At 68.9% G+C, this 26667-nt stretch carries 25 protein-coding genes; 16 read left to right on the forward strand and 9 right to left on the reverse strand.

Annotation, left to right across the window (positions count from 1 at the left end; genetic code table 11):
• Positions 1 to 6: 6 nt before the first annotated feature.
• Both ACFV4G_RS02335 and ACFV4G_RS02340 read right to left on the reverse strand, forming a co-directional pair.
• On the reverse strand, positions 7 to 441 hold the full coding sequence (locus ACFV4G_RS02335) for a GntR family transcriptional regulator (RefSeq protein WP_380435609.1): 435 nt from the start codon (positions 439 to 441) through the stop codon (positions 7 to 9).
• A gap of 328 nt (positions 442 to 769) precedes the next feature.
• A complete protein-coding gene (locus ACFV4G_RS02340; RefSeq protein WP_380435612.1) occupies positions 770 to 922 on the reverse strand; it encodes a hypothetical protein in 153 nt (50 codons plus the stop codon).
• A gap of 497 nt (positions 923 to 1419) precedes the next feature.
• Between ACFV4G_RS02340 and ACFV4G_RS02345 the strand changes: the two genes are divergently transcribed.
• The 13 genes from ACFV4G_RS02345 to ACFV4G_RS02405 all read left to right on the forward strand — a co-directional run bounded on the left by ACFV4G_RS02345 (position 1420) and on the right by ACFV4G_RS02405 (position 15553).
• Positions 1420 to 2580 (forward strand): acetyl-CoA carboxylase biotin carboxylase subunit family protein, encoded by a 1161-nt coding sequence (locus ACFV4G_RS02345; RefSeq protein ID WP_380435614.1) that lies wholly within the window; start codon positions 1420 to 1422, stop codon positions 2578 to 2580.
• Positions 2581 to 2710: 130 nt separating this feature from the next.
• The gene (locus ACFV4G_RS02350) at positions 2711 to 4114 is read left to right on the forward strand and encodes a diaminobutyrate--2-oxoglutarate transaminase family protein (RefSeq protein ID WP_380435616.1); all 1404 of its coding nucleotides are present in this window, start codon (positions 2711 to 2713) and stop codon (positions 4112 to 4114) included.
• Entirely contained in the window at positions 4111 to 5331 is a 1221-nt protein-coding gene (locus tag ACFV4G_RS02355) for a hypothetical protein (protein WP_380435618.1), read from the forward strand. Before ACFV4G_RS02350 ends, ACFV4G_RS02355 begins: the two co-directional genes overlap by 4 nt.
• Complete coding sequence (locus ACFV4G_RS02360; RefSeq protein WP_380435620.1) at positions 5321 to 6496, forward strand: hypothetical protein; 1176 nt, start codon at positions 5321 to 5323, stop codon at positions 6494 to 6496. Before ACFV4G_RS02355 ends, ACFV4G_RS02360 begins: the two co-directional genes overlap by 11 nt.
• Positions 6497 to 6507: 11 nt before the next feature.
• Positions 6508 to 7578: an LLM class flavin-dependent oxidoreductase gene (locus ACFV4G_RS02365; protein WP_380435622.1), complete on the forward strand. Its 1071-nt coding sequence runs from the start codon at positions 6508 to 6510 to the stop codon at positions 7576 to 7578.
• Positions 7579 to 7626: 48 nt separating this feature from the next.
• The gene (locus tag ACFV4G_RS02370) at positions 7627 to 8868 is read left to right on the forward strand and encodes an acetyl-CoA carboxylase biotin carboxylase subunit family protein (protein ID WP_380435624.1); all 1242 of its coding nucleotides are present in this window, start codon (positions 7627 to 7629) and stop codon (positions 8866 to 8868) included.
• 13 nt (positions 8869 to 8881) lie between these two features.
• The gene (locus tag ACFV4G_RS02375; protein WP_380435626.1) at positions 8882 to 10132 is read left to right on the forward strand and encodes an MFS transporter; all 1251 of its coding nucleotides are present in this window, start codon (positions 8882 to 8884) and stop codon (positions 10130 to 10132) included.
• Positions 10133 to 10267: 135 nt separating this feature from the next.
• Positions 10268 to 10768 (forward strand): cobalamin-dependent protein, encoded by a 501-nt coding sequence (locus tag ACFV4G_RS02380; protein ID WP_380435628.1) that lies wholly within the window; start codon positions 10268 to 10270, stop codon positions 10766 to 10768.
• 13 nt (positions 10769 to 10781) lie between these two features.
• Complete coding sequence (locus ACFV4G_RS02385; RefSeq protein WP_380435630.1) at positions 10782 to 12044, forward strand: methylaspartate mutase; 1263 nt, start codon at positions 10782 to 10784, stop codon at positions 12042 to 12044.
• Positions 11995 to 12552: a flavin reductase family protein gene (locus ACFV4G_RS02390; RefSeq protein WP_380435632.1), complete on the forward strand. Its 558-nt coding sequence runs from the start codon at positions 11995 to 11997 to the stop codon at positions 12550 to 12552. Before ACFV4G_RS02385 ends, ACFV4G_RS02390 begins: the two co-directional genes overlap by 50 nt.
• Positions 12549 to 13766: an ATP-grasp domain-containing protein gene (locus tag ACFV4G_RS02395; protein WP_380435634.1), complete on the forward strand. Its 1218-nt coding sequence runs from the start codon at positions 12549 to 12551 to the stop codon at positions 13764 to 13766. Before ACFV4G_RS02390 ends, ACFV4G_RS02395 begins: the two co-directional genes overlap by 4 nt.
• Before the next feature lie 165 nt (positions 13767 to 13931).
• Complete coding sequence (locus tag ACFV4G_RS02400; RefSeq protein WP_380435636.1) at positions 13932 to 14984, forward strand: aspartate-semialdehyde dehydrogenase; 1053 nt, start codon at positions 13932 to 13934, stop codon at positions 14982 to 14984.
• 416 nt (positions 14985 to 15400) lie between these two features.
• A complete protein-coding gene (locus ACFV4G_RS02405; protein ID WP_380435638.1) occupies positions 15401 to 15553 on the forward strand; it encodes a hypothetical protein in 153 nt (50 codons plus the stop codon).
• Between the two features lie 17 nt (positions 15554 to 15570).
• On the opposite strand, the gene ACFV4G_RS02410 is transcribed toward ACFV4G_RS02405, so the two are convergent.
• On the reverse strand, positions 15571 to 18504 hold the full coding sequence (locus ACFV4G_RS02410) for a BTAD domain-containing putative transcriptional regulator (RefSeq protein ID WP_380435640.1): 2934 nt from the start codon (positions 18502 to 18504) through the stop codon (positions 15571 to 15573).
• 386 nt (positions 18505 to 18890) lie between these two features.
• On the opposite strand from ACFV4G_RS02410, the gene ACFV4G_RS02415 reads away from it, so the two are divergent.
• The 3 genes from ACFV4G_RS02415 (at position 18891) to ACFV4G_RS02425 (ending at position 19980) form a co-directional block, all read left to right on the forward strand.
• Positions 18891 to 19079 carry a hypothetical protein gene (locus tag ACFV4G_RS02415; protein WP_380435642.1) on the forward strand — a complete coding sequence of 63 codons (189 nt, stop codon included), beginning with the start codon at positions 18891 to 18893 and terminating at the stop codon, positions 19077 to 19079.
• A gap of 394 nt (positions 19080 to 19473) precedes the next feature.
• Complete coding sequence (locus tag ACFV4G_RS02420) at positions 19474 to 19671, forward strand: hypothetical protein (RefSeq protein WP_380435644.1); 198 nt, start codon at positions 19474 to 19476, stop codon at positions 19669 to 19671.
• Between the two features lie 36 nt (positions 19672 to 19707).
• Positions 19708 to 19980 (forward strand): hypothetical protein, encoded by a 273-nt coding sequence (locus ACFV4G_RS02425; protein WP_380435646.1) that lies wholly within the window; start codon positions 19708 to 19710, stop codon positions 19978 to 19980.
• A gap of 239 nt (positions 19981 to 20219) precedes the next feature.
• On the opposite strand, the gene ACFV4G_RS02430 is transcribed toward ACFV4G_RS02425, so the two are convergent.
• From ACFV4G_RS02430 to ACFV4G_RS02455, 6 genes are all read right to left on the reverse strand, one after another.
• A complete protein-coding gene (locus tag ACFV4G_RS02430; RefSeq protein ID WP_380435648.1) occupies positions 20220 to 20888 on the reverse strand; it encodes a response regulator in 669 nt (222 codons plus the stop codon).
• Positions 20840 to 22186, reverse strand: coding sequence for a histidine kinase (locus tag ACFV4G_RS02435; protein WP_380435650.1), 1347 nt, complete (start codon positions 22184 to 22186; stop codon positions 20840 to 20842). The genes ACFV4G_RS02430 and ACFV4G_RS02435 overlap by 49 nt, the downstream gene beginning before the upstream one ends.
• A gap of 1 nt (position 22187) precedes the next feature.
• A complete protein-coding gene (locus ACFV4G_RS02440) occupies positions 22188 to 23015 on the reverse strand; it encodes a CPBP family intramembrane glutamic endopeptidase (RefSeq protein WP_380435652.1) in 828 nt (275 codons plus the stop codon).
• A 165-nt stretch (positions 23016 to 23180) separates the two neighbouring features.
• Positions 23181 to 23744 carry a hypothetical protein gene (locus ACFV4G_RS02445; protein WP_380435654.1) on the reverse strand — a complete coding sequence of 188 codons (564 nt, stop codon included), beginning with the start codon at positions 23742 to 23744 and terminating at the stop codon, positions 23181 to 23183.
• Positions 23745 to 23874: 130 nt separating this feature from the next.
• Positions 23875 to 25503 (reverse strand): ABC transporter permease, encoded by a 1629-nt coding sequence (locus ACFV4G_RS02450; RefSeq protein WP_380435656.1) that lies wholly within the window; start codon positions 25501 to 25503, stop codon positions 23875 to 23877.
• On the reverse strand, positions 25497 to 26396 hold the full coding sequence (locus ACFV4G_RS02455) for an ABC transporter ATP-binding protein (protein WP_380435658.1): 900 nt from the start codon (positions 26394 to 26396) through the stop codon (positions 25497 to 25499). The genes ACFV4G_RS02450 and ACFV4G_RS02455 overlap by 7 nt, the downstream gene beginning before the upstream one ends.
• Positions 26397 to 26667: the final 271 nt, after the last annotated feature.

Below are 26667 nucleotides of genomic sequence, written 5' to 3' on the forward strand. Positions count from 1 at the left end.
CTGCTCCTAGATGTGATTGGCGGGCAGGGCACGGATGGTTCGGCCCTTCCCGTGGCGCACTTCGAGGACCCCGGCGCCCTCCAACTGTGCAAGGGCGCGTCGGACGGTACCTCTCGCTGCACCGGTGGTCTCGGTGAGTTCCTTCTCTGATGGGAAGTCGGCCCCGACGTCGAGCTTTCGAGCAAGAGCGATGAGCTGGTCGAGCACCGGGATCTTGGGCTTGGCGCGTCCGACAACCCATCCGACGCCGGGCTGTGACCGAATCAGGCCTTCGGCCGCGAGGACATCGAGAGCGCGCTTCACCGTGGTGCGGGCGACGCCGTGTTCCTCCATCAGCTCCGCCTCGGAGGGAAGCGACGTCACTGTGGAATCTCCACTGATCTTGGTTCGCAGCGCATCGGCGATCCGCAGGTAGGTACCGCGCGGGCTCCGCTCGGGCACTGGCCGCTCCCTTCTCTAGGTCGATACCTAGACAGGATGAACGATTCCGGGGGAGGGCTGCCAGCTTCCGGGCTGTCCGCCCTCGCGGTGGTCCTGCGGGAGACGCGGCCGGTCAGGCGTCCGGTCTCAGTCCTGGTCTCAGTCCACCGCGTCTGTGACGGTCCGCGACCGTGCTACGTAGTCCACTGACCAGCGGTGCGGACGAGCGCGGACGGTCGCGGACAGTGATTGGGCAAACTCGTAATGCGTAGGTCGCGGGTTCGAATCCCGCAGGCGGCTCCACGGAAGGCCCAGGGCAGACATCGTCTGACCTGGGCCTTCGTGGTTTTCAGTGCTGGCTGGTCCTGCGGTCCACGCCCACGATCCGGTACGCCTCGGTGTAGCTCACGCCCTGCTGCACGAGCCGCGAGTACGCCTCCCGCTCCCGCACCGGCTTCACCCGGCCCTTCGGCCGTCGATCCACCCGAATCCCGAAGTCCATCGCACTCCCCGAACAGGAGTGTTGCGACAACCACTAGAAAAATCCACGTGGCCTGCGACGCCCAGGGCCTGCCCCTGGTGGTCGCCGCCTCCGGGGCGAACGTGCACGCGGCCGGGCGTGGAGTCCAAGGAGCGCCTGGGCAGGCACCGCCTGGCTGTTCGGCTACCGCCGTCCGACCGTCCGCTACGAACAGCAGGGCGGACACTTCCTGGCCTTCCTCGGACCCGGCCCCTCGTCCTCCTCGGCCTCGCGTGATCACAAAACGGACGTCACGCGACTGCGCCGAAGCCCTGAGTACCAGAGGGGGAACGTTTCGGGAACCAGCGCTGAGACCCTCGCCACGTCATGGTGACGAAGCGCTAAGGAAGTCCATGTTCAGTTTGCAGCGTGCCCACGCTAACGGGGACCGGTACCTTCTGCTGCTCGGTGCCGATCTGATGTTGCGTGAGCGAGCCATCGTTTCCGCCCTGCGTGCCTATCCCGGCCCGGTGATTGGTATGACGGAGGATCCCGTTTCCGGTGCGAACCGGTATTTCGACCACGTCCTCCCGGCCAGTCCCTACCACGCCAAGTCCGCGCTGAAGGCAGTGGAGGAATTCGAGCGGCAGACCGGCCTGAAGCCGGACGCGGTGGTTCCCATCTACGAGATGACCCTGCAGGCCTCGGTGACGATCGCCCACCACTACGGGTTGCCGGCGCTCTCCGACGAAGCGCTCCGGCTCTCGCGGGACAAGCACACGATGAAGGTGGCGTTTGAGGAAGCCGGTGTTCCCTGCGCCCGGCACCGGTTGTTCTCCACCGCCGAGGAGCTGCGAGCAATAGCCGCGGAGCTGGAGTTCCCCCTGGTGCTGAAGCCGAGGGACTTCGCCGGGAGCGTCGGGATCATCAGGGTCAACGCGGCTGACGAACTCGACGACGCCTATGAGCACTGCCGTTCCTCGCTCATGGAGGTCGCCGGGACCTTCGACCTCACTGACGGACGTTTCCAGGTGGAGGAGTACTTCGTCTCGACGCACGAGGTCTCCGTCGAGGTCATCAACTACGAGGGCAGCCGCGCGGTGCTGGCCGTCACCGACAAGAGCAAGAGCGCACCCCCGTACTTCGCCGAGACCGGCCAGCTGGTGCCGAGCCGGGAGACCGGCAACGCCGCACTGCGCGAGCTCGCGCTCAAGGCCTGCGAGGCGCTCCACATCGACCGCGGCATCGCCCACGTCGAGATCCTGGTCAACGGGGACGAGTTGAGCGTGGTCGAGGTCGGGGCCCGCCCCGGCGGCGACGGCATCATGGACCTCATCGACCGGGTCTACGGCTTCAGCCCGTACGACCTGCACATCGCGGCGTACCGCCGGACGATCGAAGAGCTGCCGCAGATCCCCGACACGCCGCAAGGGATCGCGGCGATCAGCTTCCTCAAGGCCGCCGGCGGCACGATCACCGGTGTACACCGGCCGCGGGGGTTCGATCCGGTCGAGCGCGCGCTCTATGTGACGGCGAAGCCCGGCGACCACTCCCGCCCGCCGACCGACTACCTGGGGCGCGAGGGCCTCATCGAGTGCTTCGAGCACGGGCGCGGTCCTGGTGACTCCCAGGAATTCCAGGCGCGGGTGGCGGAGCTGGCGGCGGCACACAGCGAGAACCTCTTCAGCGTCGAACCGTGACAGCGGAAAGCAGAGCGGAACGGCTCATCGAGATTGCGCGCGACGCGCTCCACTTCGCATTCGTCGCCCCTCTCGACCAGGGCATCAAGCAGTCAAACCCGGCTCCTGAGTGGGGCGAAAGGAATTCGTCGTGAGTGCGTCCGTTGTCACCAGTCTCCCGGGGCCCGCTTCGCGGCGGTTGCTGGAGCAGCAGGAGCGGGATGAGTCCTCGGCCCGTACCTATCCGCGACACACGCCGATCGCGGTCGCCGGCGGACAGGGTTCCTATCTGCACGACGTCGACGGAAACCGGTTCCTCGACTTTCTGAGCGGGGCCGGCGTGCTGGCTCTCGGCCACGGCAATCCCGAACTGATCGCCGCAGCACAGGCTCAGCTGAATGTCGCCACCCACATGCTCGACTTCCCCACCGAAGCGAAGTCGGAATTCTCCACCCGGCTCCTCGGGATGCTGCCCGAGGCAATGCGGGACCGAATGAAGATCCACTTCTGCGGGCCGACCGGTGCGGACGGAATCGATGCCGCGCTGAAGCTCTGCAAGACCGCGACCGGGCGGGCGGATGTGATCTCGTTCCACGGCGGCTTTCACGGCAGCACGCAGAGCACGCTTGCGATCACCGGGCTGCGTGGCTCGAAGGAGCACCTGCACAACCTGCTGCCCGGTACGACGTTCTTCCCGTACTCGTACTGCTTCAAGTGCCCGCTGTCTCTGAACCCGGACAGCTGCCAGGTCAACTGCGTGCGCTACCTGGAGAATCTGCTGGCTGATCCGAACGGCGGCGTGCGTCTCCCGGCCGTTGTGGTGCTCGAGATGGTCCAGGGCGAAGGCGGGGTGGTCCCGGCCCGGGCCGAGTTCGTCACCGAGCTCCGCCGGATCACGCGCGAGCGGAACATCCCGCTGGTGGTCGACGAAGTGCAGACCGGCTGCGGGCGGACGGGTACGTGGTACGCCTTCGAGCAGTACGGGATCGAACCCGACGTCATCGTCTCGTCCAAGGCCCTGGGCGGCGGCCACCCGGCCTCGGTCATCATCTACGACGAGCGGCTGGACGGTTGGGCGCCCGGCGCGCACACCGGAACCTTCCGCGGCAACCAGCTCGCCTTCGCCGCGGGTGCCGCCCTCATGCGGATCGTCGAGCGCGATGACGTGCTGGCGCATGTGCGCGAGATCGGGGAGTTCCTCCGGGCGGGACTGGACGCGCTGCAGCTGAACCACGCCATCGGCCCCATGATCGGCGAGGTCCGGGGGCGCGGGCTGATGCTCGGTGTCGAGCTGAACCCGCTCGGCAGCTGGACCGCGAGCGAGGTCGCCGGCCGGGTCCGGATGGCTGCGCTCCGCCGGGGGCTGCTCTTCGAGCTCGCAGGACGGGACGACTGTGTCGCCCGGTTCCTGCCGCCCCTGAACCTCAGCCGCGGGGAAGCCCAGGAGGCCCTGGACATCCTGGGCGCGGCCTTCGCCGAAGTGAGCGCCGAAGCGCTCGGTGCCCCCGTCGGCCGCCAAGACGGTAGTCACGAGAAGGAAGGGATCCACGTATGACGGCGACATCCGCAGCACGTTCGGAAGAGATCAGGGCTTCCTATCAGCGCTTCCCCCGGTGGACGCAACACGGCTGGACCTGGATCACCGGTAAGGCGCTCCCCGGCCAGCAGCCACTGGTTCGCCTGAACCCCGTCACGTACCTGATCTGCGACCTCGTCGCACTCGCGGCCGGTATCGGCAGTGCCTGGTGGATCGTCGCACGGGGTCCGCTCTGGACGCTCGCACTGCTGCCCTTGGCCTGGTGCCTCACCGCGTCCGCGGCGCGAGTGTGCTCGACGGTGATCGCGCACCACGCCATCCACACCCGTTTCACCGGTCGGATACGGCAGGACCGACTGATCCACCAAGTGCTGTCCACGCTCGTCTGCACCGACGACGCGGATCAGTACTACGAGGACCACGTCAATCTCCACCATCGCAAGGAAACCTTCGCGACCCTCGCCGATCCCACCATCCAGCACCTGCTCATGCTCGGTTTCCGGCCCGGGATGACCACCCGGGCGTTGCGGCGCCGGCTGGCTCTGATGATCGTGTCCCCGCGGTTCCACGCCGAGTTCCTGTACACCCGGCTGGCCCAGAACCTCGTCCGCTGTGCGCCGTACCGACGGGTCATGGGGTTCGCCTACCTGGCCGTCATTCTCGGCCTGGTGACCTGGCAGGGGGTGTGGTGGGAGTTCACCGTCGCCGTGCTGGTCCCGATGCTCCCGATCTACCACGTCGTCGCGCTGTTGGAGTTCCTCAGCGAGCACGCCTGGTTCAAGGCCAAGGACGGCAGCCTGAGCGGCCGGGCCTTCCACGTGTCGCATTCCTGGGGACGGTTCTGCGGTGACCCGCTGCCGCCGGTGGGCCTCGGCGGGGCCGCCGCGTTCCGCGCCTGGTTCCGATGGGGCGCCCGCCTCGTCTGCTACCACATCCCGGCTCGAGTCCTCGTCGTACCCGGCGATCTCGCTCAGCACGACTTCCACCACCGGCGGCCCTCGACCAAGGAGTGGGTCCGCGCGGCGTACGCCCGTCAGCACGACATCGACGCCGGACACCCCAAGTGGCCCGCGTACACCGACGTCTGGGGGATGGGCGATGCCATCGGCCGGGTGTTCACGATTCTGAGCCAGGAGAAGCCCACCGAATGGGGGCTCGGCGGCGAGAAGAGGCGCACGTCCGAGGGCGCGCAGGCAGCGAACTCGTCGTCGAGGATGGTGAACGATGCCGCGTGACCCCCAGCACCTGCGTGTCGTCAAGTTCGGTGGATCATCCTTCGTGGAGCTGGCGGACTACGCCCGGGTCGCTGCTCATCTGATCGAGCTGACCGGCGATGGCCGCACCGGGGTGATCGCCGTGGTGAGCGGGATGTCCGGCTCCACCGGACGTCTGCTCGAGGCGGCGTTGGCGGTTGATCCGGACCTGAAGCCGGAGGTGCAGGACCAGGCGCTGGCCACCGCCGAAATGCTGAGCGCCACTCTGCTCCGGGCCGCCCTGCACGCACAGGGGAGTACGGCGATCGACCTCTGGGCGCACCAGCTGGGCATCGTCGGTGATGACACCGCCACCCGATCGAGGATCGTCACGATCGACCCCGCGCCCGTGCTCAAGGCGCTGACCGAGCATCAGGTCGTCGTGCTGGCCGGTGGCCAGGCGGTACGGCCCGATGGCCGCATCACCATGCTCGGCCGCAACAGCTCGGACCTCACCGCGGTCGCCATCGCCGGGGCACTCGGCGTCACCGAGTGTGAGATCTACTCCGATGTCCCCGGTGTGTACACCACCGACCCCTACACCGAACCCGCGGCTCGGCTGATGCCGGAGCTGTCCTACGCGCAGTGCGAAGCGATGTCGGACAGCGGGGCCAAGGTCCTGTTCGGTGGCTCGGTGGCGGCGGCCAGGCGGTACGGCGTCGCCATCGCGTGCCGGTCCCTGGGCGACGACCGAGGAACCGTCGTGGGTCCGGGGGCGGGCACGACCGCGGTGGTCGGTGACCGGAAGGCCCAGGTCTTCCGGCTCGCGACCGGTGTCGATCCCGACCGGGTCGCCACGCTGATGCGGGAGACGGGACTCGTCGCCGTGGCAGTGCCCTCCGCCGAGCCCGTCCTGGCGTTCACAGGTGACCAGCGTGGCGTGGCCGAAGCCCTGGCCGGCGCCGGGGTCATGGCCGAGGCCGTGCACGGAACCGGGTTGATGTCGGTCGTCGAACCGGACGGCACCGCCCGGCGGTGGTTGGCCCCACTGGACGAGGTGGACGCCCAGGTCCGGCGCGAACACGCCCGGCTGTATCAGCAGCCCGGTTCCACGGATCCGGCGCGCCTCGCCCCGAAGGCCCGCTCGGCCAACAGCGGGCTGCTCATCGGCTCCGCCGGACACCGACCCGTAAACCTTCCGGAGTGAGGAGAACAACAGTGGAACCGCTGCGCATTCATTGGGACGTACCGACGGACGGGGGCGGCCAGGCCAAGCCCACGGAGAAGTACAAGCTGGGCGCCCTGGACATGGGCGAGATCACCGACTTCGTCAAGGAGGCCGAGGAACTCGGCGTCGACAGCCTCCTGTTCGGGATCGGGCACTACCTGCCGGATCCCGTGCCGATCATCGCGGCCCTCACCCAGCAGACGGAGCGGGTGAAGTTCATGCTCGCGTACCGCCCGGGGCTCCTTTCGCCGACGCTCTTCACGCAGATCGTCAACACCCTTTCCTGGATGTCCGACGACCGCCTCTCCCTCAACGTGGTCGCCGGGATCTCGGTGGCCGAGCAGGCCGGCTACGGTGATTTCCTGGACCACGACCAGCGGTACGCCAGGGCGGGTGAGTTCCTCCACATCCTCCGGGAATTCTGGGAGGGTGAGGTCCCGCAGACCTTCGACGGGCAGCACTACTCGATCAAGGACGCGGAACTGCACCTCGGCTACAAGGGTGGCAAGCGTCCCCAGATCTACATCAGCGGTGCCTCGGAGGTGGCGCAGCAGACCGCCCTCAGCTACGGCGACTGCTGGATGCGCTACGCCGACACCCCGGAAGGGATGCGGCAGGCGAGCCTGCCGTTGATCGAGGGGGGCTGCCGGGTCGGCACCCGGATGCATGTGCTCGCCCGGGAGACCCGCGAGGAGGCGCTGGCCGAACTCGCCGAGCTGATGGGCGATCCCGACCTCGAACACGAGGCGTGGATCCGCGAATTCGTCAAGAACGTCGACTCCGAGGCGGTGAAGTCCTCCTTCCGGCTCGCCGATCAGGCGAACGGAAACTGGCTCTCGCCCTACATCTACACCGGCGCCGTCCCCTACCGCGGAGGCCCGGCGCTGTGCTTGGTCGGCAGCTACCAGGAGGTGGCCGACTACCTCTTCCAGTACAAGCTCGCCGGCATCAGCGAGTTCATCTTCTCCGGCTGGCCGACCCGGCCTGAGATGAGGACCTTCTTCACCCACGTGGTGCCCCTCATCCGTGAGCTGGAGCGTGACGCGCAGCCGCAGTCATGACTGCTCGCTCGAGCCCGCTGAAATCAACTCACTGAAAGAGGGATCCCCATGCACATCGTGGTTCTCAACCGCTGGCCCAGGTTCTCCGACGAACGGCGCTGGGACAACGAACTTGAGCGATTCGAGGATCTCGACCATGACCGGCACCGGATCAGCTATGTGGTCGACGCGGAAGGGGCTACCGGAGTCCTTGCCGATCGTTCGCACATCGCGGATTTCGTCATGCTCGAAGATCTGACGGATCTCGCCGCGGTGTGTGCCGCCGTACGGGCAATAGCCGATCGCGTCGGACCCGTCGATCAGCTGGTGGCGTTGTCGGAGTATCTGCTGGACGTGGCCGCCCAGGTCCGCGAGGAACTGGAGATCCCCGGTCCGCGCCCGGCGGAGGTCAGTACCTATCGGAACAAGCTGACCATGAAGCAGCTCCTCGCCGACGCGGGTGTACGGGTGCCTCGGTTCGCCCCTTGCTCGGATGTGGAGACGACCACCCGGATCGCCCGGGACATCGGCTATCCCCTGATCCTCAAGCCGGTCGCCGGGGCGGCCAGCAAGGGCGTAAACCGCGTGGCGGACGAAGCGTCGCTCCGGTCGTGGCTGGCGAGCGTCGACAGTGCCGACTACCAGATCGAGGAATTGATCGACGGGACCGTCTACCACGTGGACGGATTCGCCGACCACGAGGCGCGGGTGCCCTTCCAGGTGGTGTCCCGCTACATCAACGACTGCCTTGCTTTCGAGACGTCGGGAGCACCACTCGGTTCCGTGGTCGTGCAGGAATCCGCGCTGAGGGAAAGGGTCGAAGAGTTCGTCCGGGCCTGTGTCGCCGCGCTCGACATGAGGTCGATGGCGATTCACCTGGAACTCTTCGTGACCAAGGACGAGGAGATCGTCTTCCTGGAGATCGCCGGGCGGGTCGGCGGTGCCGAGGTGCCGCATCTCATCAACCGGCTCTTCGGCGTCAACTTGAGCTGGGTCTGGCTGAAGGCGATCTGCGGAGAGCCCGTTTCCCTCCCGGCCAAGACGTCGGACCCGTCCGGTGGCTGGCTGATCATTCCCAAGCGTGACCAGCTCCCTGTCAAGGTGCTCCATCGGACCTCGATGCGGTCCTCGGTCCCGACGGTCTGGCGCGAACTCGTGCCCAGCCCGGGGGAGGTGCTGGACCCGGACGGCAGTTATGACGCCATCCACAGCGGGCGGTACATCCTCGTCGGGGACGAAGCACAGGTCGAAGCGGACATTCAGTACATCATTGAGAACTTCCGTATCGAGACCAGTCTGCTTCCGGCGTGAAGGGGGGAGAGAGATGTCGTCGCCAGTAAAGACCGTCACGCCGATTCCGGCAGTGGCGAAGCGCGCCGGCCGGCAACGCCCCCTCTTCCTGACCGGGGTCCTGCTGGTCGCCGTGGCAGAACAGGTCGTGGCCTTCGCCATTCCCCTGCTCGTCTTCCAGAAGACGAACGATGTCGGCTTCCTGGGCCTCGCCTATGCCATCGAATGGCTTCCGGCGTTGCTGGCCTATCCGTTCGCGGGGTTGATAGCCGACCGGGACGGGGGTCCCCGGCTGTTCTCCGTCGTCACCGCCGGCCGGTCGGTCGTTCTCGTCCTCGCCCTGGCCGGCTGCCTGCTGCTGTCGGACTGGCAGACCCCGATCCTGATGTCCTGCGGAGCGCTCCTCACCCTGCTCATGGCGCCGGTTCAGATGGCGATCGAGAAGGTCGTGCCACAAGTGGCCACGGGCGAGGACCTGCCGAAAACGCAGGGGCTGGTCCAGAGCATGGAGGTTTCGGCGATGGCCGTCGGCCCCGCGCTCGCGCTGCTGGGCGTGATGTTCTTCGACAAGACCATGCTCCTCGGCGTCGCCGGAGCGGTGTTCATGGCCGCTGCCTGCTGCTGGCTGCCGATACCCCGCGGACCGCGGGCCGCAAAGCCCGGCACCGCGAGGGAAACCATGGCCGAGCTCGGCCTGGGCTGGAAGCTTCTGGCCAGGAGCAGGCCGTTGGTCCTGCTGGCCGGTCTGAACTTCTCGATCAACCTGGTCTTCGGCACGGCACTCAGCGCCAATGCGGCGTTGGTGACCGACGTGTTCGCCGGTCCGGAATCGGCATTCGCCCTCCTGAACGTCTGCATCGGCGTGGTCGGGTTGGTCAACCTGTTGGCCATCCCGTTCCTGCTGCGCTTGTTCAGCGTCAGGGTGGTCGGGGTGGTCGGACTCGCCGTCCTGTGTGCCTGTCTGGTGGTGCTCGGCTTCGCGCCGTCGCTGCTGATCTACGGTCCGGCTCTCGTCATGGCGATGGTCGGGGTGACCTACTTCAACGTCTACAACCGCACCCAGCGGATCAGGGTGATCGCGCCGGAGCACCTGGGCAAGGTCATGGGGCCGTTCTACATGATCAATCTCCTGGCGGCACCGCTCGGTGGACTGCTGCTGGCCGGCCTCGGCTCCAGTCTCGGGCCGCAGTCGCTGATCGCGGTTTCCGCGATCGCGCTGAGTGGAGTCGCCGCTGTCCTGTTCCCGCTGACGATGCGTTCCTTCCATCGCGCATTGAACAGCTAGGCGACGTCCAGCCGCCGGCTGCAGCCATCGATCGGGATCTCCGCGGTCGCGCTTGATGGGGTCGGCTCATTTCATTCGTTGCTGACGGTATGTTCGCTTAGTTTCGCACTTTCCACATAGGAGAAAGCCCGTACCATGAGCATTGGGGAAGGCGGAGTATTTCGCTGCCTGCTGACCACTGTCGAATCCGACTCGCATTTCTGGAACCTCATCTTTCTGGAGAAGTTCATTGCCGAGAACGGCGGGGAGGTTCGCAATCTGGGCGGCTGCACGCCCGCGGACCTGGTCGTCAAGGAGGTCAACGACTTTCAGCCGGATCTGCTCGTGGTTTCCAGCGTCAACGGTCATGGCTACTACGGCACCAGCGTCGTGCTGGCGGAGCTCAAGCGCGCCGGCGTCAACGTTCCTTGCGTTGCGGGCGGCAAACTCACCACGGCACCGTCGGACAATGACCGGGTGCGCCGGGAATTGCTCTCCCAGGGCTGCGCCGACGTCTTCCTGGGCGAGAATGCCGTCGATCGCTTCCGGGAATTCCTGGCTTTCGGCGCCCGTTACGGGTTCGCTGCCTGGCAGCCCGGCGTTCCGGTGGTCGCGCCGTGGGACGGGTACGCCGCCAGCCTGTCCGTGGCCCAGTAGCATGTCCGGCTACATGGATCGGTTCATCGCCGACGCTCGCCGACGTGAAACCCTGGTGGTACAGCCCCGGATGGGGTTCGGCAATATCGCCACGATGCGCGCGGGCCTGCGCGACGTACATGACCTCGATATCCCGGTCGTCGGGACCATCACCGTCGACAGCTATACCCGCGTCGGCGACCATGTGAGCTCGATCGAGCGGCTGCGGGCGGGGGAGGAACTCAACGGGTACCCCATCGTCTCCCACCCGGTGGAAGAAACCCGAGAAATGCTCGCCGGACTGTACGGGCCCGGGTTCCCCATTCAAGTCCGGCACGGCACTGCCCTGCCGTTGCGGGTGATCGAGAGCTTGGTGCTCGCCGGCCTGGACACGACGGAGGGCGGGCCGGTCTCCTACTGCATGCCGTACAGCCGTCTCCCGCTCGAGCATGCGGTGTCGGCGTGGGCCGAGAGTTGCCGCTACCTCGTCGGCGAGGTGGAGCACGGGCACATCGAGAGCTTCGGAGGGTGCCTGCTGGGGCAGTTGTGCCCGCCGTCGCTGCTGATCGCCATGACGGTGCTCGAAGGACTGTTCTTCGCACAGCACGGCGTGCGGTCCATGTCGCTGAGCTACGCCCAGGGGACGCACGACGATCAGGACCGAGCGGCTGTGCGCGTGCTGCGGGCATTGGCGCAGGAATATCTTCCTTCGGTCACGTGGCATGTCGTCCTCTACACCTACATGGGGCTGTTCCCGAGTACTCCTGACGGTGCCACGGAGCTGATTCGCAGCAGCGCGCGGCTGGCCCGTGATACGCGCTGTGAACGCCTCATTGTGAAAACGGTTTCCGAGGCGTGGCAGATACCGAGCGTGGCGGAGAACCTGGACGCGCTGCGGGTGGCATCCGCTGCCGCCGGTGGGCCGCCGGCAGCTGCCGTCCCGCAGGAAAAGGAATACTTCGATGAAATAATGGAAGAAGCCCGATGCTTGATCGAAGGAGTCCTCAATCTGGACGCCGACGTTGGCGCGGCGCTGACCCGCGCCTTCGCGTTGGGATTGCTCGACATTCCCTTTTGTCTGCACGCCGATAACCAGAACAGGACAACGTGTGTGCTGGACGATCAGGGTGCTCTCAAGTGGGGCGACATTGGGAATCTACCATTCCGGGGATCGGTGCGGCAGAATGCGAGGGGGCAGCTCCAGTCGAGCGAGCTCTATCGCATGTTGAATCATGTCGCCCATCGCTATGACCACGGTCAGCCAAACAGAGAGAAGGGCGATGATGGAAAGTTCTGACCGCTTCAGGGAACTCTTCGGTTCCTTTCCCTCCCCGGTCGCAATCGTGACTGCGATGGGTGCGGGCAACACCCCGTTCGGTTTCACCAGCAATGCGGTGTGCGCGGTGTCGGCAGCGACGCCATCGCTACTGATTTCGGTGGGTGCGGGCTCGCGGACGCTGCCGGCGATCGTCGCCTCGCAGGCGTTCGCGGTGAACTTCCTTTCGGTGGAAGGCCAGGCGGCATCGGAGCTGTTCGCGAGCAAGGCAACCGACAAGTTCGCGCACGTGGATTGGGAGCCCTCCGCCCTCGCGGCAGGGGCACCGCTCCTGACGGACATCGCCCTGGGCTACGCCGAGTGCCGGATCGTCAGCACCACCCGTGCTGACGACCACTGGCTCTTCATCGCCCGGGTGGAAGGCACCGCTGTCTTCCCCCGCGTCCCGCTGATGTATCGCCGCGGCGAATACAGCGCCTGGTCGTCTCACCATGACGCGTCGCTGCCCGTGTTGGAGGGAGCCCTGTGAAGAAGCTCCTTCTCATCGGGGTCGGCCAGATGGGTCGGCCGTACGTCGCCGCCGCAGGTCGACTCGGGGTGAGCGTCCATGCTGTCGAGGCGGCCTCCCGTGCCGATCGGGTGACGGGTACGGCGAGTGTGGCGCAGGCCCGGGGCGAGCTCGACGAGCACTGGATGGAGGGTGCCTGCCTCGCCCTTCAGGACGGCCCGTTCGACGGCGTCATCGCCTTCAACGAGCCCCAGGTCATCGCCGCGGCCATGATCCAGGATCGGTTCGGTCTCCCCGGGCCGTCCTTGCACGCCGCGACGGCTTCTCGGAACAAGGCGCTGCAACGAGCGCTGTTCACCGCGGCCGGGATCACTCAGCCGGCGTACACCGTGACCGACTCCCTCGCCGAGGAGATGGCCTGGGCCGCCGAGCGCTGGCCGGTGATCGTCAAGCCGCTGTCCTCCGCCGGCAGCGCCGGTGTGGAACTGGTGACCGATGCCGAGAGCTTCCGTGCCGTGGCGCAGGCCCGCGCCGGTGAGCGGGTCATCGTGGAGGAGGCGATCGACGGCCCGGAGTACAGCTGGGAGGCACTGGTCCGCGACGGCGAGGTGTGGTTTGCCAACGTCACCGCCAAGGAGACCACCGGGCCGCCCCAGTTCGTCGAGGTGGGTCATCGCACCGGCGTACACCTGCCGGAACCGAGTGCCAGGCAGGTAGCCGATACCGGTGCCCGGGTGCTGCGCGCCATGGGGATACGGACCGGCTTGGTGCACATGGAGTTCCGCCTCTCCGCCGCTGGGCCGGTTCCCATCGAGGTTGCGGTCCGGACTCCAGGCGACTATCTGATGGATCTCCTCGGTGCCACGTACGGCATCGACTGGTACGAGATGGTGGTCCGGATGGCGGTGGGGATGCCGCTGCCCCAGCCGCCGGTCGGCCCGTTCCGGCATGCCGCCAGCATCTTCACGATCTCGGAACCGGGTGTGGTGCAGGACATCCGCGGTCTGGACGCAGTGCGAAGTCACCCGTCGGTGCTCCAGGCGGGCGTGGAGGTCGAGCCCGGGGACACGGTCCTGGCGGTGCGGAGTTCGGGTCATCGGACGGGCGAGGTCGTGCTGGCCGCTCCGTCCTCCCCCGAGCTCGAGAGTGCCATCGCGTTCGTCCAGCAGACACTGGTCGTTACCACCGTTTCGCCGCATTCCGCGCAGACCAACACCGCTGTAAACGACGTGTAACCCTGAATAGCCGAAAGGCTTTCCAGTGCTGCCATCAAGCCGTAGTTGTAACAGACGGTGCGGCTTGATGGCATGCTCCGTCGCGAATCATGACCCACAGGACATTGACCGCCGCTGTTCTTACGAGTGACCAGTTCGAACCCAAGACAAGAAAGTAGGGAAGTCATGACCACCCACGGTCTCCGAGTCGGCGTAGTGGGCGCGACCGGGCAAGTCGGAGTAGTGATCCGCAGCATCCTTCGACAGCGTGCTTTCCCGATCGGACAGCTGCGCTTCTTTGCCTCCGCGAAATCGGCGGGTGTGCGGCTTCCATGGGGCGACGACAGCATCGTGGTGGAAAACGCCGAAACGGCAGACCCATCCGGCCTGGACGTCGTCATCTTCTCCGCCGGAGGAGCGACAGCACTGCAACTGGCACCCCGGTTCGCGGCGGCCGGAGCCGTCGTCATCGACAACTCCTCGGCGTTCCGGATGGATCCCGATGTGCCGCTGGTGGTCAGTGAGGTCAACCCGGAAGCCGTGTCCGAGGCGCGACGCGGCATCATAGCCAATCCCAACTGCACGACGATGGCCGCGATGCCAGTGATCAAGCCGTTGCATGACGAGGCTGGTCTGGTGCGGCTCACCGTGAGCACCTACCAAGCGGTGTCCGGCGGCGGGGTCGCCGGAGTGGAAGAGCTCAGGTCTCAGGTGAGCGGAGTGATCGACCGAGCAGCCGGCTTGGCGATCGACGGGGCGGCGGTGGACTTCCCGCCTCCGGTGAAATTCGCCAGGACCATCGCCTTCAACGCCGTGCCGATGGCCGGTTCGATTGTGACCGACGGATCCGCCGAGACCGACGAGGAGCAGAAGCTGCGCAATGAGAGCAGGAAGATTCTCGGCCTGCCGTCTCTGCGTGTCGCCGGGACCTGTGTCCGGGTCCCGGTCTTTACCGGCCATTCCCTCGCGGTGCATGCGGAGTTCGCCCGTCCTATCTCCGCTGAACGCGCATCCGTGTTGCTTGAGCACGCCCCTGGTGTCCAGCTGTCCGACATTCCGACCCCGCTCCAAGCCTGCGGCCAGGACGCTAGTTTCGTGGGCAGGATTCGCCAGGATCAGAGCGTCGAGGAGGGGCGTGGCCTCATACTCTTCATCAGCAACGACAACCTGCGAAAGGGTGCGGCCCTCAACGCGGTCCAACTCGCCGAGCTGGTCGCGGCGAACTTGCTCAACGCGTAGTAGGGCGTAGAGCGCCACACCGCGCAGGGTCTGGCTCAGGGCTTCGGCGTAGTTCTGTGCCGTCCGGTTCGTGACGGTCTGCCGGCTTGAGGGGGCCGGGAGCGCAACAGGCACGGGCTTCCAAGATCATGGAGTTCTCGACGCCCCGTGATCCGACTGGAAGCCGTGCCTGCCGAGGCATCGTCTCCGATCCCTCCCTGATCCACTGCTGCCCCGGCGTCTCCCGCCGGCCGAGACCCACTCGTGAGCGGCCCCTCCGCATCCCGGGGAAGCCTCAACCAGGTGCTTCCCTCCAAGGTATGCAGGCGGGAACGTTCCGGGATCGGCCTGCGACACCATCACGGATGTCGAACACGGACACGGATACAATGCCACGCGGCGCCTTATCCGCCCGTATGCTCACAGGGGGACGGACCATGCACACCAAGCTGATCAGACTGACTGGAATCCTGGCGGCTGCCATCCTGGCGCTCGGGCTCGGCGCGACCGTGCAGGTCGCCGCAACCGGCCAGTCAGCCGGGCAGCAGATCCTCGCGGACAACAAGGGGCCGGCAACCTCCACGCCATGAGGTCCGCGCCACCTTCCTCAATGACTGCGGCCGGCCTCCGGAATCTCCATGAGGTCGAACAACTCGGCTGCTGCCAGATGGTTCTTCCCAGCCGTCGCGCCGTCGCCAAGTCCCGCGGCCGCTTGGGCCAGACCCAGGTACGCGGATGCCTGCTCAGAGCGGAATTGGATGGCCGAGGCGACCTCAAGCGCGTGGGCGTGCAGCGCCGTCGCCGATGTGTACCGCCCTTGTGCGGTATGCAGCCGACCGAGGATGTTCTCGGCCTTCGCCTGGCGGACCGGCGTACCACCGGACCGTGCGAGGATCTGGGCACGTTCCGCGAGCTCGGACACCGCGTCACTGTCGCCGAGACGGTGCGCTACCTCGGCGGACAGAGCCAGCACCAGGGCGACATCGCCCTGGGGCGCGCTCTCGTCGCACAACTCGCGGGCCCGTCGCAGACTCGCCTCGGCATCCACGTACTGACCCATGCCCAGCTGGGCGAAAGCCAGATCGGCCAGAGCCATGGTCTCGTTGACCGGGTTCGCGGTGTCCCGCTCCAGCTCAAGGGCCCGGAGGGCGGACGCCGCGGCCTCCGGATAGCGGCCCCATCGTGCGTACAGCGAGCTGAGATTCGTCTGAGTCTCCGCTTCAGCGCGGGCGGTGCCAAGTTCCCTGGCCAGTTCGACCGCGTGCTCCAACAGGGGAAGGGCCTTGTTGTACCGCCCCAGCATCGACATGAGCAGCCCGAGAGTGGACTCACTGTTCGCCTCGGCGTCACGGTCGCCGAGGCGTACCGCGATCTCGCGTCCCTCGCGGGCGACGTTGATGCCCTCCTCGAAGTAGCCGAGCTTCCAGCAAGCGGCGCCAAGACTGGACAGGCTGATACTCAACAGGACCGGATCGTCGAGCCGGCGCGCGGCTTGGACCGCGAGGCGGCCGAGTGCTCGGAACTCTTCGAAATGACCACCCGCGTTCAGATGGAAGACCAGGTCGCGGACCAGCCAGCCGGTGTGCCGGTCGTAGCCGAGCCGATCGGCCAGGTCCACGACCGCCAGCAGCCGCTGATGTTCGCGACGGAACCAGAGGCTGACGATCTTCTCTTCCGTCAGTTCCGGGAGCTCTCCCTGATACGGGGGGATCCCGGTTGAGCGGGCGGTACGGCCTGGGAACAGTACGTCGCAGGCCACGTTGGTGGCTGTCAGGTAGTAGCTGAGCAACCGCTGGACGGCGTCCGCGTCGGTCTGTTCCGTCATCGGTCCGTGCTGGCCCTGGGCGAAGCTGCGGACGAGGTCGTGGAAGGTGTACTCGCCCAATCCGGGCTGTTGGAGCAGATGTACGTCGAGCAGAAGCTCCAGAATGTCCTCGGCGTCCCGGACATCGGTGTCGAGCAGCGCGGCCGCCGAGTGTGCGTCGATGCCATCACCGGGGTGCAACCCGAGGACGCGGAACGCGGCGCGGTGCCTGTTGTCCATGGCCAGATATGACAACTGAAGCGTCACTGCGACGCTGCGTTCGCCCGAGCTCAGCTCGTCCATCCGGCGGCTCTCGTCCTGCAGTCGCTCGACGAGATGCCGCACGGTCCACCGGGGCCGGTTGCGCAGCCGTGCGGTGGCGATACGCAGCGCCAGGGGGAGATGGCCGCACAGCTCGGCGAGCTCGGCGGCCGCCTCCGGTTCGGCTTGCACACGGGCCGGGCCCAGCGTCCGTGCCACCAGCGTGGCACTGTCCTCGGGGGGCATCAGCCCCAGGGAGATCCACTCGATGCCGTCGAGGTCGAGCAACCGCACCCGGCTGGTGATGAGCACGAGGCAGCCGGGGGGAGCCGCCAACAGCGGCTGGATTTGAGCGGCGTCGGAGGCGTTGTCGAGGAGTAGTAGCATCCGGCGCCCCGCCAGTGCGGACCCCCATGTGGCGGTGCGGCCAGGCAGGTCCTCGGGTATCTGCTCGCTCGGCGTACCGATCGCGCGCAGCAGGATGTCCAGTGCTGTCGATGCCGGTATGGGGAGCTGCTCACCAGGGGTGAACCCGCGCAGGTCCACATAGAGTTGCCCGTCGGGGAACTCCTCGGTCAGCTGGTGAGCGGCGCGTACGGCCAATGAGGTCTTGCCCGCGCCGCCCATCCCGTCGATGGCTACGACCCGGGCGCCGTGCTCATCCGGCAATCTCTCGGCCCGGACCCGGCTGAGCAGGATTGCCAGCTCCTTGGCCCGGCCCGTGAAATCCGGCAGCGCATACGGCAGTGTGGAGACCGGACCGCGTTGCTCGGCCGGCATTCCGGAGGCGGCGGCGGGCGGCCCACCCTGCGGGGCTGTCAGCTCCGGACCCTCCCGCAGGATCCCCTCGTGCAGCTTGACCAGTCGAGACCCCGGATCGATGCCGAGCTCGTCGGCGAGCAACTCGCGTACCTTCCCGTACTCCTCCAGGGCGTCCGCCTGTCGTCCCGAGCGGTACAGGGCGAGCATGAGTTGGCCGCGCAGCGTCTCACGCAAGGGGTGTGCATCGACGAGTGCCCGCAGACTCGCGACAAGCTCGCTGCTTGCGCCGAGCTCGAGGCGCAGTTCGTGGAGCTGTTCGGCTGCGGTGAGACGGCGCTCCTCCAGCGCAGTTGCCGCGCGGCAGATCACCGGGCCGCCCTCACCCGCGAGGACGGGTCCCCGCCACAGATCGAGAGCACCCTGCAGCTCTGCGCAGGCATCGGTCAGCCTCCCGACGCCCATGGCTTGTGCCGCTGTCTGGATCCGTGCGTTGAAGTCGAGAAGATCGAGTTGGCTGACCGACGTGATCACCCGGTAGCCCGGGCCGTCCGTGCTGATCATCTCTCGACCGGACGGCAGGCGTCGGCGGAGATCGGCGACGGCCTTGCGCACCTGGTGCGACGCAGTCGCAGGAGGGTCCTCCGCCCAGACGGCCTCGACCAGTCTGGCAATCGGTACTACCCGCCCGGGTTCGAGGAGCAGGGTGGCCAGCACTCGCTCTTGGATGGTTCCGCCGAGACGCACTCGTATGCCGCCGGCCCATACCTCAAGCGAGCCGAGTACATGGAACCGGAGTTCCTGTACGGACGGAAACCCATCCTTTCCCGAGTCTGCGACTGTCATCGATCCTCTATCGCCCATCAGAATACCCAAGGTCAAAGGCTTGGTTTGGGGATCATAAGCCATCTGCCGCGCTGGTCAACAGCACCTTAGGCCCAGGTGAGAGCGTCCGCCTTGGGACGGACAACGGCGGGCAGGAGGGTGGCGGAGGTGCTCACGGTTGGACGGATCCCTTCGTTGAGCTGCGGTCTTCCCGACATGCGTACTTTGGCATGTGACATGCCGAAGTGCGTAGTCGATTTTCGGCAAGGACGTCTGCCGTGGGCGACATCGCGGTGGTGGCCGACGGCCAGTGGGGAGTCGGCGCACAGCCCGACCAGTGGCCGGACGAGGAGACGGTGGAGCGCCGGGTCGCCGAAGGCCGGCGCGTGGAGCTGACGATGGAGGAGCCGGCCCGCGCGGTGGGCCCCCGCGCCGAAGAGGGCCACCGCGACGAGAATCAGAGCTGACCGCTCAACGTCGGGCCCCGTTGTGGGCGCCGAGGTCGAGGGTGTGCAGCAGGCATCAGCCCGAAAGCTGACTGGAGCCCAGCCCGCTGCATTCCTCGAGCTACGTGATCTTGTCACGGAAGCGCCGAGTGAGGACCTGAGTGAGGGTGGTTGGCGTCGCGTCTGGCCGGCCTGTCTCGCCAGGGCCGCGGGTCTCCGAGGTACTACGCCTGAAACGGCCGAACCGGAACTCACTGGCCTCGCACGGAGCCGGCGGGCGATTTTTGTCATCGATGGCCTTGAGGACCCGTTTCAACAGTTCAGTAACGATGCTGTTCAGCAGCGTGCTCTGAGGGCGCTCTTGACCGGTTGCCCCGAATGGCTTCGCTCGATTCGAGGGCGCCCGCTGGGCCTGGTGGCGTTCATCCGGCGCGACCTTCTGCTCAACTCCGTTCAGCAGAACGCCCAGCAGTTCCTGGAACGTCATCGCGCGTACGAGCTGCAGATTCAGGCTCGCGGCATCGTCGTCTTCCCAGGTGAGGCGGCCGAGGACTCTGTGGGCGACCCGAAGCGCTGGTCGGATCGACTGCTGACGCCGCCGGCGATGCGCTGAGCCCTTCCGACCTGCAGCGCGCACAAGATCGCCGCCATGGAGCTGGAGAACGCTCCGGTCGGCAAGCTGTTCCGCGATCGGCGAGACCTGCTGGATGAAGTTCGCAAAGTCCCCTTCGCGCTGGAGTCCGTTCAGCTGGAGCCGGCGGATACTCGACTGCTCGAAGCCAGTGGCGCGCTCTTCCGCGAGAACGATCGCTATTGGATTCCCGAGATCTATTGCCACGGGCTCAAATTCGGGGTCAGCGGTGGGGGCCGGCCAAGAGTGGTGCCGATTACCAAGCTTATTCGCGATCGCGATGGCGCCTGAACGCTTCTGGGCTGTAAGAGAGAGGGCACCCGGCGTTTCGTGGGGCCCTCTCTCGGGTGGCCTTTCCGGCGGTTGGCTTCCATCGGCCGATTGGCGCATTGTGGGAATCGGACAAGACGTTCCGCCAATCGGGGCCCCTTTCGGTTGGTTGAGTGATCGTGAGGGCTTCGGGGTGAAAGCGGGGAGGGGAGGCCCCGGCGCCGGTTGGTGGCTGGGGCGGCTTCCGCGCGGTCGGACGGTCAGGACGGTTGGGTGATCCGCTCGGCGTTCTTCAGGTAGGCGAGGACCGCGAGGACGCGGCGGTTGTCGTCGGCGGAGGCCTCGATGCCGAGCTTGGCGAAGATGTTGGCCGTGTGCTTGGCCACCGCGCTCTCGCTGATGTGCAGGGTGTGCATGATGGCGGCGTTGGAGCGGCCCTCGGCCATGAGTTCGAGGACGTCGTGTTCGCGCGGGGTGAGGGCGGCGGTGGTGCCGCGGGCGTCGCTGCGGGCGAGGAGCTTGGCGATGACCTGGGGGTCCATGACGGTGCCGCCGGCGGCGACCGTGCGGACGGCGGCGACGAACTGGGCGGTGTGGGTGACGCGGTCCTTGAGGAGGTAGCCGATGGCGCCCCGGCCGCCGGCGAGCAGCTCGTGGGCGTAGAGCTGGTCGACGTACTGGGACAGGATCAGCACCGGCAGTCCGGGGCGGGCGCGGCGGGCTTCGAGGGTGGCCTTGAGGCCCTCGTCGGTGAACGTCGGGGGCAGGCGGATGTCGACGACCGCGACGTCGGGTTCGTGTTCGCGGAGGGCGCGCAGGAGTTCGGGGCTGTTGTCGACGGCGGCGACGACCTCGAACCCGTGGTCCTGGAGGGTCCGGATCAGGCCGTCCCGGAGGAGGAAGAGGTCTTCGGCGATGACGACGCGCACGGTATCTCCAGGGTGGCGGTGGTCGGCCCGCCGGGCGGGCTCTGCAGGGCGAGGGTTCCGTCGAAGCTGCCGATCCTGCGCCGGATGCCGTGCAGGCCGCCGCCGCGGGCGGGGTCGGCGCCGCCGTGGCCGTCGTCGGTGACGGTGACGCGTAGGACGCCGTCGGTGTGGACGAGGCGGATGCGGACCTCGTGGGCGTCCGCGTGTTTGCCGGCGTTGGCGAGCAGTTCGGCGACGGCGAAGTAGGCGGCGGACTCGACGGGGGTCGGGAGGCGCCCGGGCAGGCCGTTCTCGACGAGGACGTCGAGGTGGCTGTCGAGGGCGAGGGAGCGGACGGCGTCGCCGAGACCCCGGTCGGTGAGGATCGGCGGGTGGATGCCGTGGACGAGGTCGCGGAGGTCCTGCAGGGCGCGGGCGGAGGCGGCCCGGACGTCGAGGAGGAGCTCGCGGCCGGCCCGCGGGTCGGTGTCGAGGAGGCGGGTGGCCCGGTCGAGGGTGAGGCCGAGGGCGACCAGCCGGGCCTGGGCACCGTCGTGCAGGTCCCGCTCGATGCGCTGGAGTTCGGCGGCCTGGGCGTCGAGGGCGTCGGCCCGGGTGCCGGTGAGGTGCTCGATGCGGCGGACGAGTTCTGCGGTGTGCGGTGCGGAGAGCATGCGCCGGCTCCAGGTGGCGTGGAGGTCGAGGGTGGCGGGGGCGAGGAGGAGTCCGGCCGCGATCGACCCGAGGCCGAGGCCGGCGGCGGCCAGCATCGTGGCGGTGGACTCGACGGGGACGAAGGCGTACCAGTTGTCGGGGCCGAGACGGCGCCAGACGAACGGCTGGACGAGTACGCCGAACAGCCCGAAGTCGACGAGCGCGAGCGGGCCGGCCACGAGCAGCCCGCCGACCAGCGGCTCCAGCCAGGCCCACCGGAGGTCGTGCCAGAAGCCGTCGTCGCCGAGGACACGGGCCGCCCCGGTCCGGCGGCCGGTGCCGTGGCCGCCGAGCGGTCCGGGCGGGCTGATGGGTGTGCCGCTCCACCGGGTGGTCCAGGACCGGTACCGGTCGGAGAGCGTGCGCAGGGCCGCCGCGGCGCGCGGCAGCAGCGGGAGGCCCGCGCCGACGGGGAGCAGCAGGAGCGCGCCCACGACGAGCGAGCCGGTCGCGGAGACGAGGAGGCCGTTCAGCGAGAGCAGTTGGCAGCGGCCGAGGGCGGTCGCGCGGTCGACGAGCGGGCGCACCGCCCCCCGAGCCGTCAGCACGTGCTCTCCCCCGGATCGTCGGTCGGCGCCGATGTCGGCCCGCATGTCGGCGCGCATGTCAGCGGGCCCCGTCCGCGATCGGCAGGATATCGGCCGTCAGTTCACGGATGACCCACGGGACGGCCGTGACCAGGGCGGCCAGGCCGAACAGCACCATGGACAGGTCGGCGTCGGCGGCCGGAGCGCTGCCGGAGCCGTCGTCCATGAACAGCAGCATGCCCAGGTTGACCAGGGTGTGGAAGCCGCCCGCGAGCAGGACGCGGTTGGCTCCGGCGCGCTCCAGGCCGAGCCCGAGGACGACCGACATCGCCACGGTGGCCAGCAGGAACCCGGCCGCGTAGGCCGGGGCCTGGCCGAAGACCTGCACGTGCCACGCGCCCCAGAGCAGCCCGACCGCGACCGAGGACGTGAACGGGCCGAACCTCGTCCGCAGGAGCGGCTGGAGCAGGCAGCGCCACCCGATCTCCTCCCCGCACGCGCCGACCAGCTGCGCCGCCACGATGAGCGCGAACGGGCTGCCCAGCGTGCCCGGATCGGTGACCCGGAGGACGCCCTCCACCCACGTGTACGCGCCGGCGCCCAGCGCGATGATCAGCACGGCGCTGAGCAGCAGCCCGGCGCCGCGGGCGTGGCGCCGGGCCGTCGACCCCGCCGGGTCGACGGCCCGGCGGGCGGGCAGGGCACCGGAGAGCCGGCGCCGGATCCGGGACGGCCACAGCAGGGCCACGGCCGCCACCCCGAGGGCTGGGCCGAACTGCGTCAGCTGGATGACCACCGTCGGTATGCCGGTGGCGGGTTGGGCCGCACCGAGGGCCCCCGCCGCGAGGAACGCGACGGCGAGGAACACGCCCGCCTCCGCCTTCCACGCCACCTTGCCCGCTGTCACTGCCTTCTCCGTCCGCATGTCGTACGCCCCCTGGGTGATCGTCGTCCTGTGTGCCGTACGGGCCTCCGAGCGGCCCGTACCTCTCGGAGACGACGATGCCGGTGCGTGGACCGGAGGCCATTGCGTGCAGCTGTCCGGCCGGGGTGCAGCCAGCTGCACCCCCGCTCAGCCGCGGAGGGTGTAGCCGCCTCGGAACACCCACGAGTCGGGTGCGGTGGCCCGGCACTTGGCGCCCCGGGCCGGGGCGCTGTAGTCGAGCGCGTCGGCGCCCGCCCAGCCGACCCGCTGCTCCCCGCTCGCGTCGGCGGGGTAGAAGGTGAGGCCGGTCTCGGGGTGCCAGGTGCTCGGGGCGGGCTTCGGCTCCTCCTGGCCCGCAGGGACGGTGAAGTGGAGCGACTCGATCGGCCCGGTCACGGTGACGGCGCCGTCGGCGCCGGTGACGAGGCAGTCGACGGCGATCTCGGCCCGTACGGCCGACTTGTCGGGGAAGACGTGCTGGACGGTGGCGTGGCCGCGCGCGTCGTGGCCGGTGGTGGTGCGGGCGTCGACCTGTGCGGTGAACCGTTCGTTCGGGAGGGGCCCGGGGCCGCGGTAGTTGAGGAGCGTCCAGGCGTGCAGGTGCTGGTGGCGCGGGTGGGCGGCCTCGGCGGCCTGGGCCGGGGCGGTGGTCACCGCGGCGACGGCGGCTGCGGCGGTGGTGAGCGCGAGGCCGGCGATGAGCTTGCGCATGGTCGTTCCTCCGGATCGGTGAGGGGAACGGGACTCGCTCCCCTCGGCACGTCAAAGATCCCTGGAAGGACTGGACTTGGGCCTCCACCCCGAGGACGGACCGCCTCCCCCGCGCGGGGGAACCGCCCGCTCACCGGGTGGACTCCCGTATCGCCTCCAGGGCGAGCGCGCCCAGGGCGAGGGCGGCCGCGGTGGCGGCGACGGCGGCCGGGGCGGGGCCGCGATCCGGGTCGACACCGAGGAAGTCGAGCCCGGCGAGGTGGTTGACCATGCCGTACCAGAGCATCGGGTAGAGCGACTGGAACAGCCGCGGGCCGCGGGTGACGCTGCCGCAGAGCAGCGCCAGGGCGGGCACCAGCAGCACCCCGGCGAGCGCGGCCGCGGTGGCCCGGAGCTGCCCGGCGGCGAGCAGCCGGGCGATCGGGGCGGCGGCGACGGCGAGCGCCAGGACGACCCCGGCGAGCAGGCCGGCCAGCAGCCGACGGGCGGGGGCCGGGCAGGCGGCGAGCAGCTCGCCGACGCTGCCGCCGTCCGTCCGGTGGCCCATCCGGGACCAGAGCAGCACCGGCCAGAGCATCGCGAACGGCAGCACCGCGTGGGTCGGGCCGTCGGGCCGGGTGACGGCTGCGAGCAGGGCGAGTCCGAGCGTGCCGGCCCACCACAGGCGCCGGCCCTGGACGAGCACGCGCAACTCGCCGGCGGTGGCGGCGAGCAGGGTGCCGCCGGCCCGGGAGGGCGCCGTTTCCGCCGGGGTCATCCGGGCCGGGTCGAGGTCGAACGCGGCCGGTCCGGAGGCAGTAGGACCGGACGCGGGCGCGCCGGGGGAGGCAGGGGAGCCGGGTGAGGCGGGGCAGCCCGGGGACCCGGCCTGCCGGGCGGGCCGCCGGACGGGCGACGCGGCCCGGTCGAAGCGGTGGAACCAGGCCGCCCCGGCCAGCGCGAGCGCCACCGCGACGGCCGCCGTCAGCCCGGCGTGGCCGAGCAGCCCGCCCGCCTCGCCCGGACCGAGTCCGGGCCAGTCGAAGCTGCCGCGCACCCGGTTGTCCGCCGTGAGCCCGACCCCGAACTCGACCGTCTCCGCGGGGTAGCCGCTCGCCGCGATGACGCTGCGGATCGAGGCCGTGATCAGGCGCATGCCCAGCAGGTCGTACCCGCGGCTCGCCTGCGCGCCGAGGACGCCGGTCAGCCAGAGTACGGACCAGAGGAGCATGCCGGGGCCGTCGCGCAGCCCCGGCACGGTGTCGAAGAGCACCGCGCACCCGGCGACCGCCGCCAGCAGCGGCAGGGTGATCAGCACGTACGGCAGCAGCAGCCGCACGACGTCCACGTCGTCGGAGTCGCCCTTGAGCAGCTGCACGGCGAGCGCCGTCCCGGCGAGGGCGATCAGCATCGAGCCGAGGACCAGCAGGTTGCTGAGGAACTTGCCCGCCAGGTAGGCGAGCCGGCTGAGCGGGGTGGCGGCGAGGACCTGGCCGACGCCGGTGCGCTCGTCCCGCGCGACCGTGCCGCGGGTGATGCCGAAGCCCGCCAGGGAGAGCCAGACGGCCCCGCCGAGCGCCGTCACGGTGCCGACGTAGCCGCTGGTGTAGCGGCCGAGGTGGTCGCTGACCTGGAAGACCTGCCAGCGGGAGTCGCCGACCGGCGCGGCGAGCAGCCCGAGGCCGAGCGTGCCGAGCAGGACGGCCAGGTAGCCCGGCCGGCGCCGCCGCTCGCGGAAGTCGGCGAGCGCGAGGGCGCGGACGGCGCCGGCCGTCACCATGCCGCCACCCCCTCGGCGACCGGCGTGGCGGGGCCGGCGGCGAGCAGCAGGTACGCGTCGTCGAGCCGGGGCTCGGCGGGCTCGGCCTGCGGGGCCGGCCGCTCGGGGGCGAGGACCCTGACCCGGACGCCCTGCGGGGTGCGTGTGGTGCCGCCGAGGAGGAACCGCGAGCGCAGCACAGGGAGTCGGGCCGGATCGACGGTCAGCTCCCAGACCCGGCCCGCGGCCGTCCGGAGCAGCCCCTCCGGGGTGTCGTGGTGCAGCAGCCGGCCGCCGCCCATGACGGCGATCCGGTCGGCGGTGGCGGCCACGTCGGAGACGATGTGGGTGGACAGGACGACGATCCGCTCGGCGCCGAGCCCGGTGAGCAGGCCGCCGAAGCGCAGCCGCTCCTCCGGGTCGAGGCCGACGGTGGGCTCGTCGACGATCAGCAGCTTCGGGTCGTTGAGCAGCGCCTGGGCGATGCCGACCCGCTGGCGCATCCCGCCGGACATCGCGCCGAGCCGCTGCCCGGCGGCGCCGGACAGGTTGACCAGGGCGAGCAGTTCGTCGATCCGGGCCCGGGCCGAGCGCCGCCGCAGGCCCTTGGCGGCGGCCAGGTAGCCGAGGAACTCCCGGGCCGTCAGCTGCGGGTAGACGCCGAAGTCCTGCGGCAGGTACCCGACCGTGCGGCGCAGCGGGCCGGGCCGCCGGGCGATGTCGGTGCCCTCCCAGAGCACCTGCCCGGAGGTGGGCCGGGTGACGGTGGCGAGGATCCGCATCAGGCTGGACTTCCCGGCGCCGTTGGCGCCCAGCAGGCCGAGGACGCCGGGCCGCAAGGTCAGCGAGAAGGAGTCGACGGCGCGCCTGCCGCCGCCGTAGTCCTTGGTCAGGTCGTGGATCCTGAGCTCCAACGCTCGGCCCCCCGGGTGCGTGCGGCCGGGCGTCGCACGCTTGGTCGTTGCACGCCGGCCCGGCAGTCGGCGTCTTCCTGACCGCCATGCTTCCGCGGCGCCGCGCACCCGCACATCTGCCGTTCGGGAGATATCGGAGGGCTTTCGTGCGCCGCAACCCCCCGAAAACGCCTGGTGGGGGGGGCGCTCGGGCCACCCCCCCCGCCAGGGGCCGGGCCCAGTGGCGTATAAAAAAGAGACGCCGCCGCCGGAAATGAGAGAGTTGGTTAAG

The sequence above is a fragment of the Kitasatospora sp. NPDC059747 genome (assembly GCF_042732955.1).
Taxonomy (GTDB): Bacteria; Actinomycetota; Actinomycetes; order Streptomycetales; family Streptomycetaceae; genus Kitasatospora.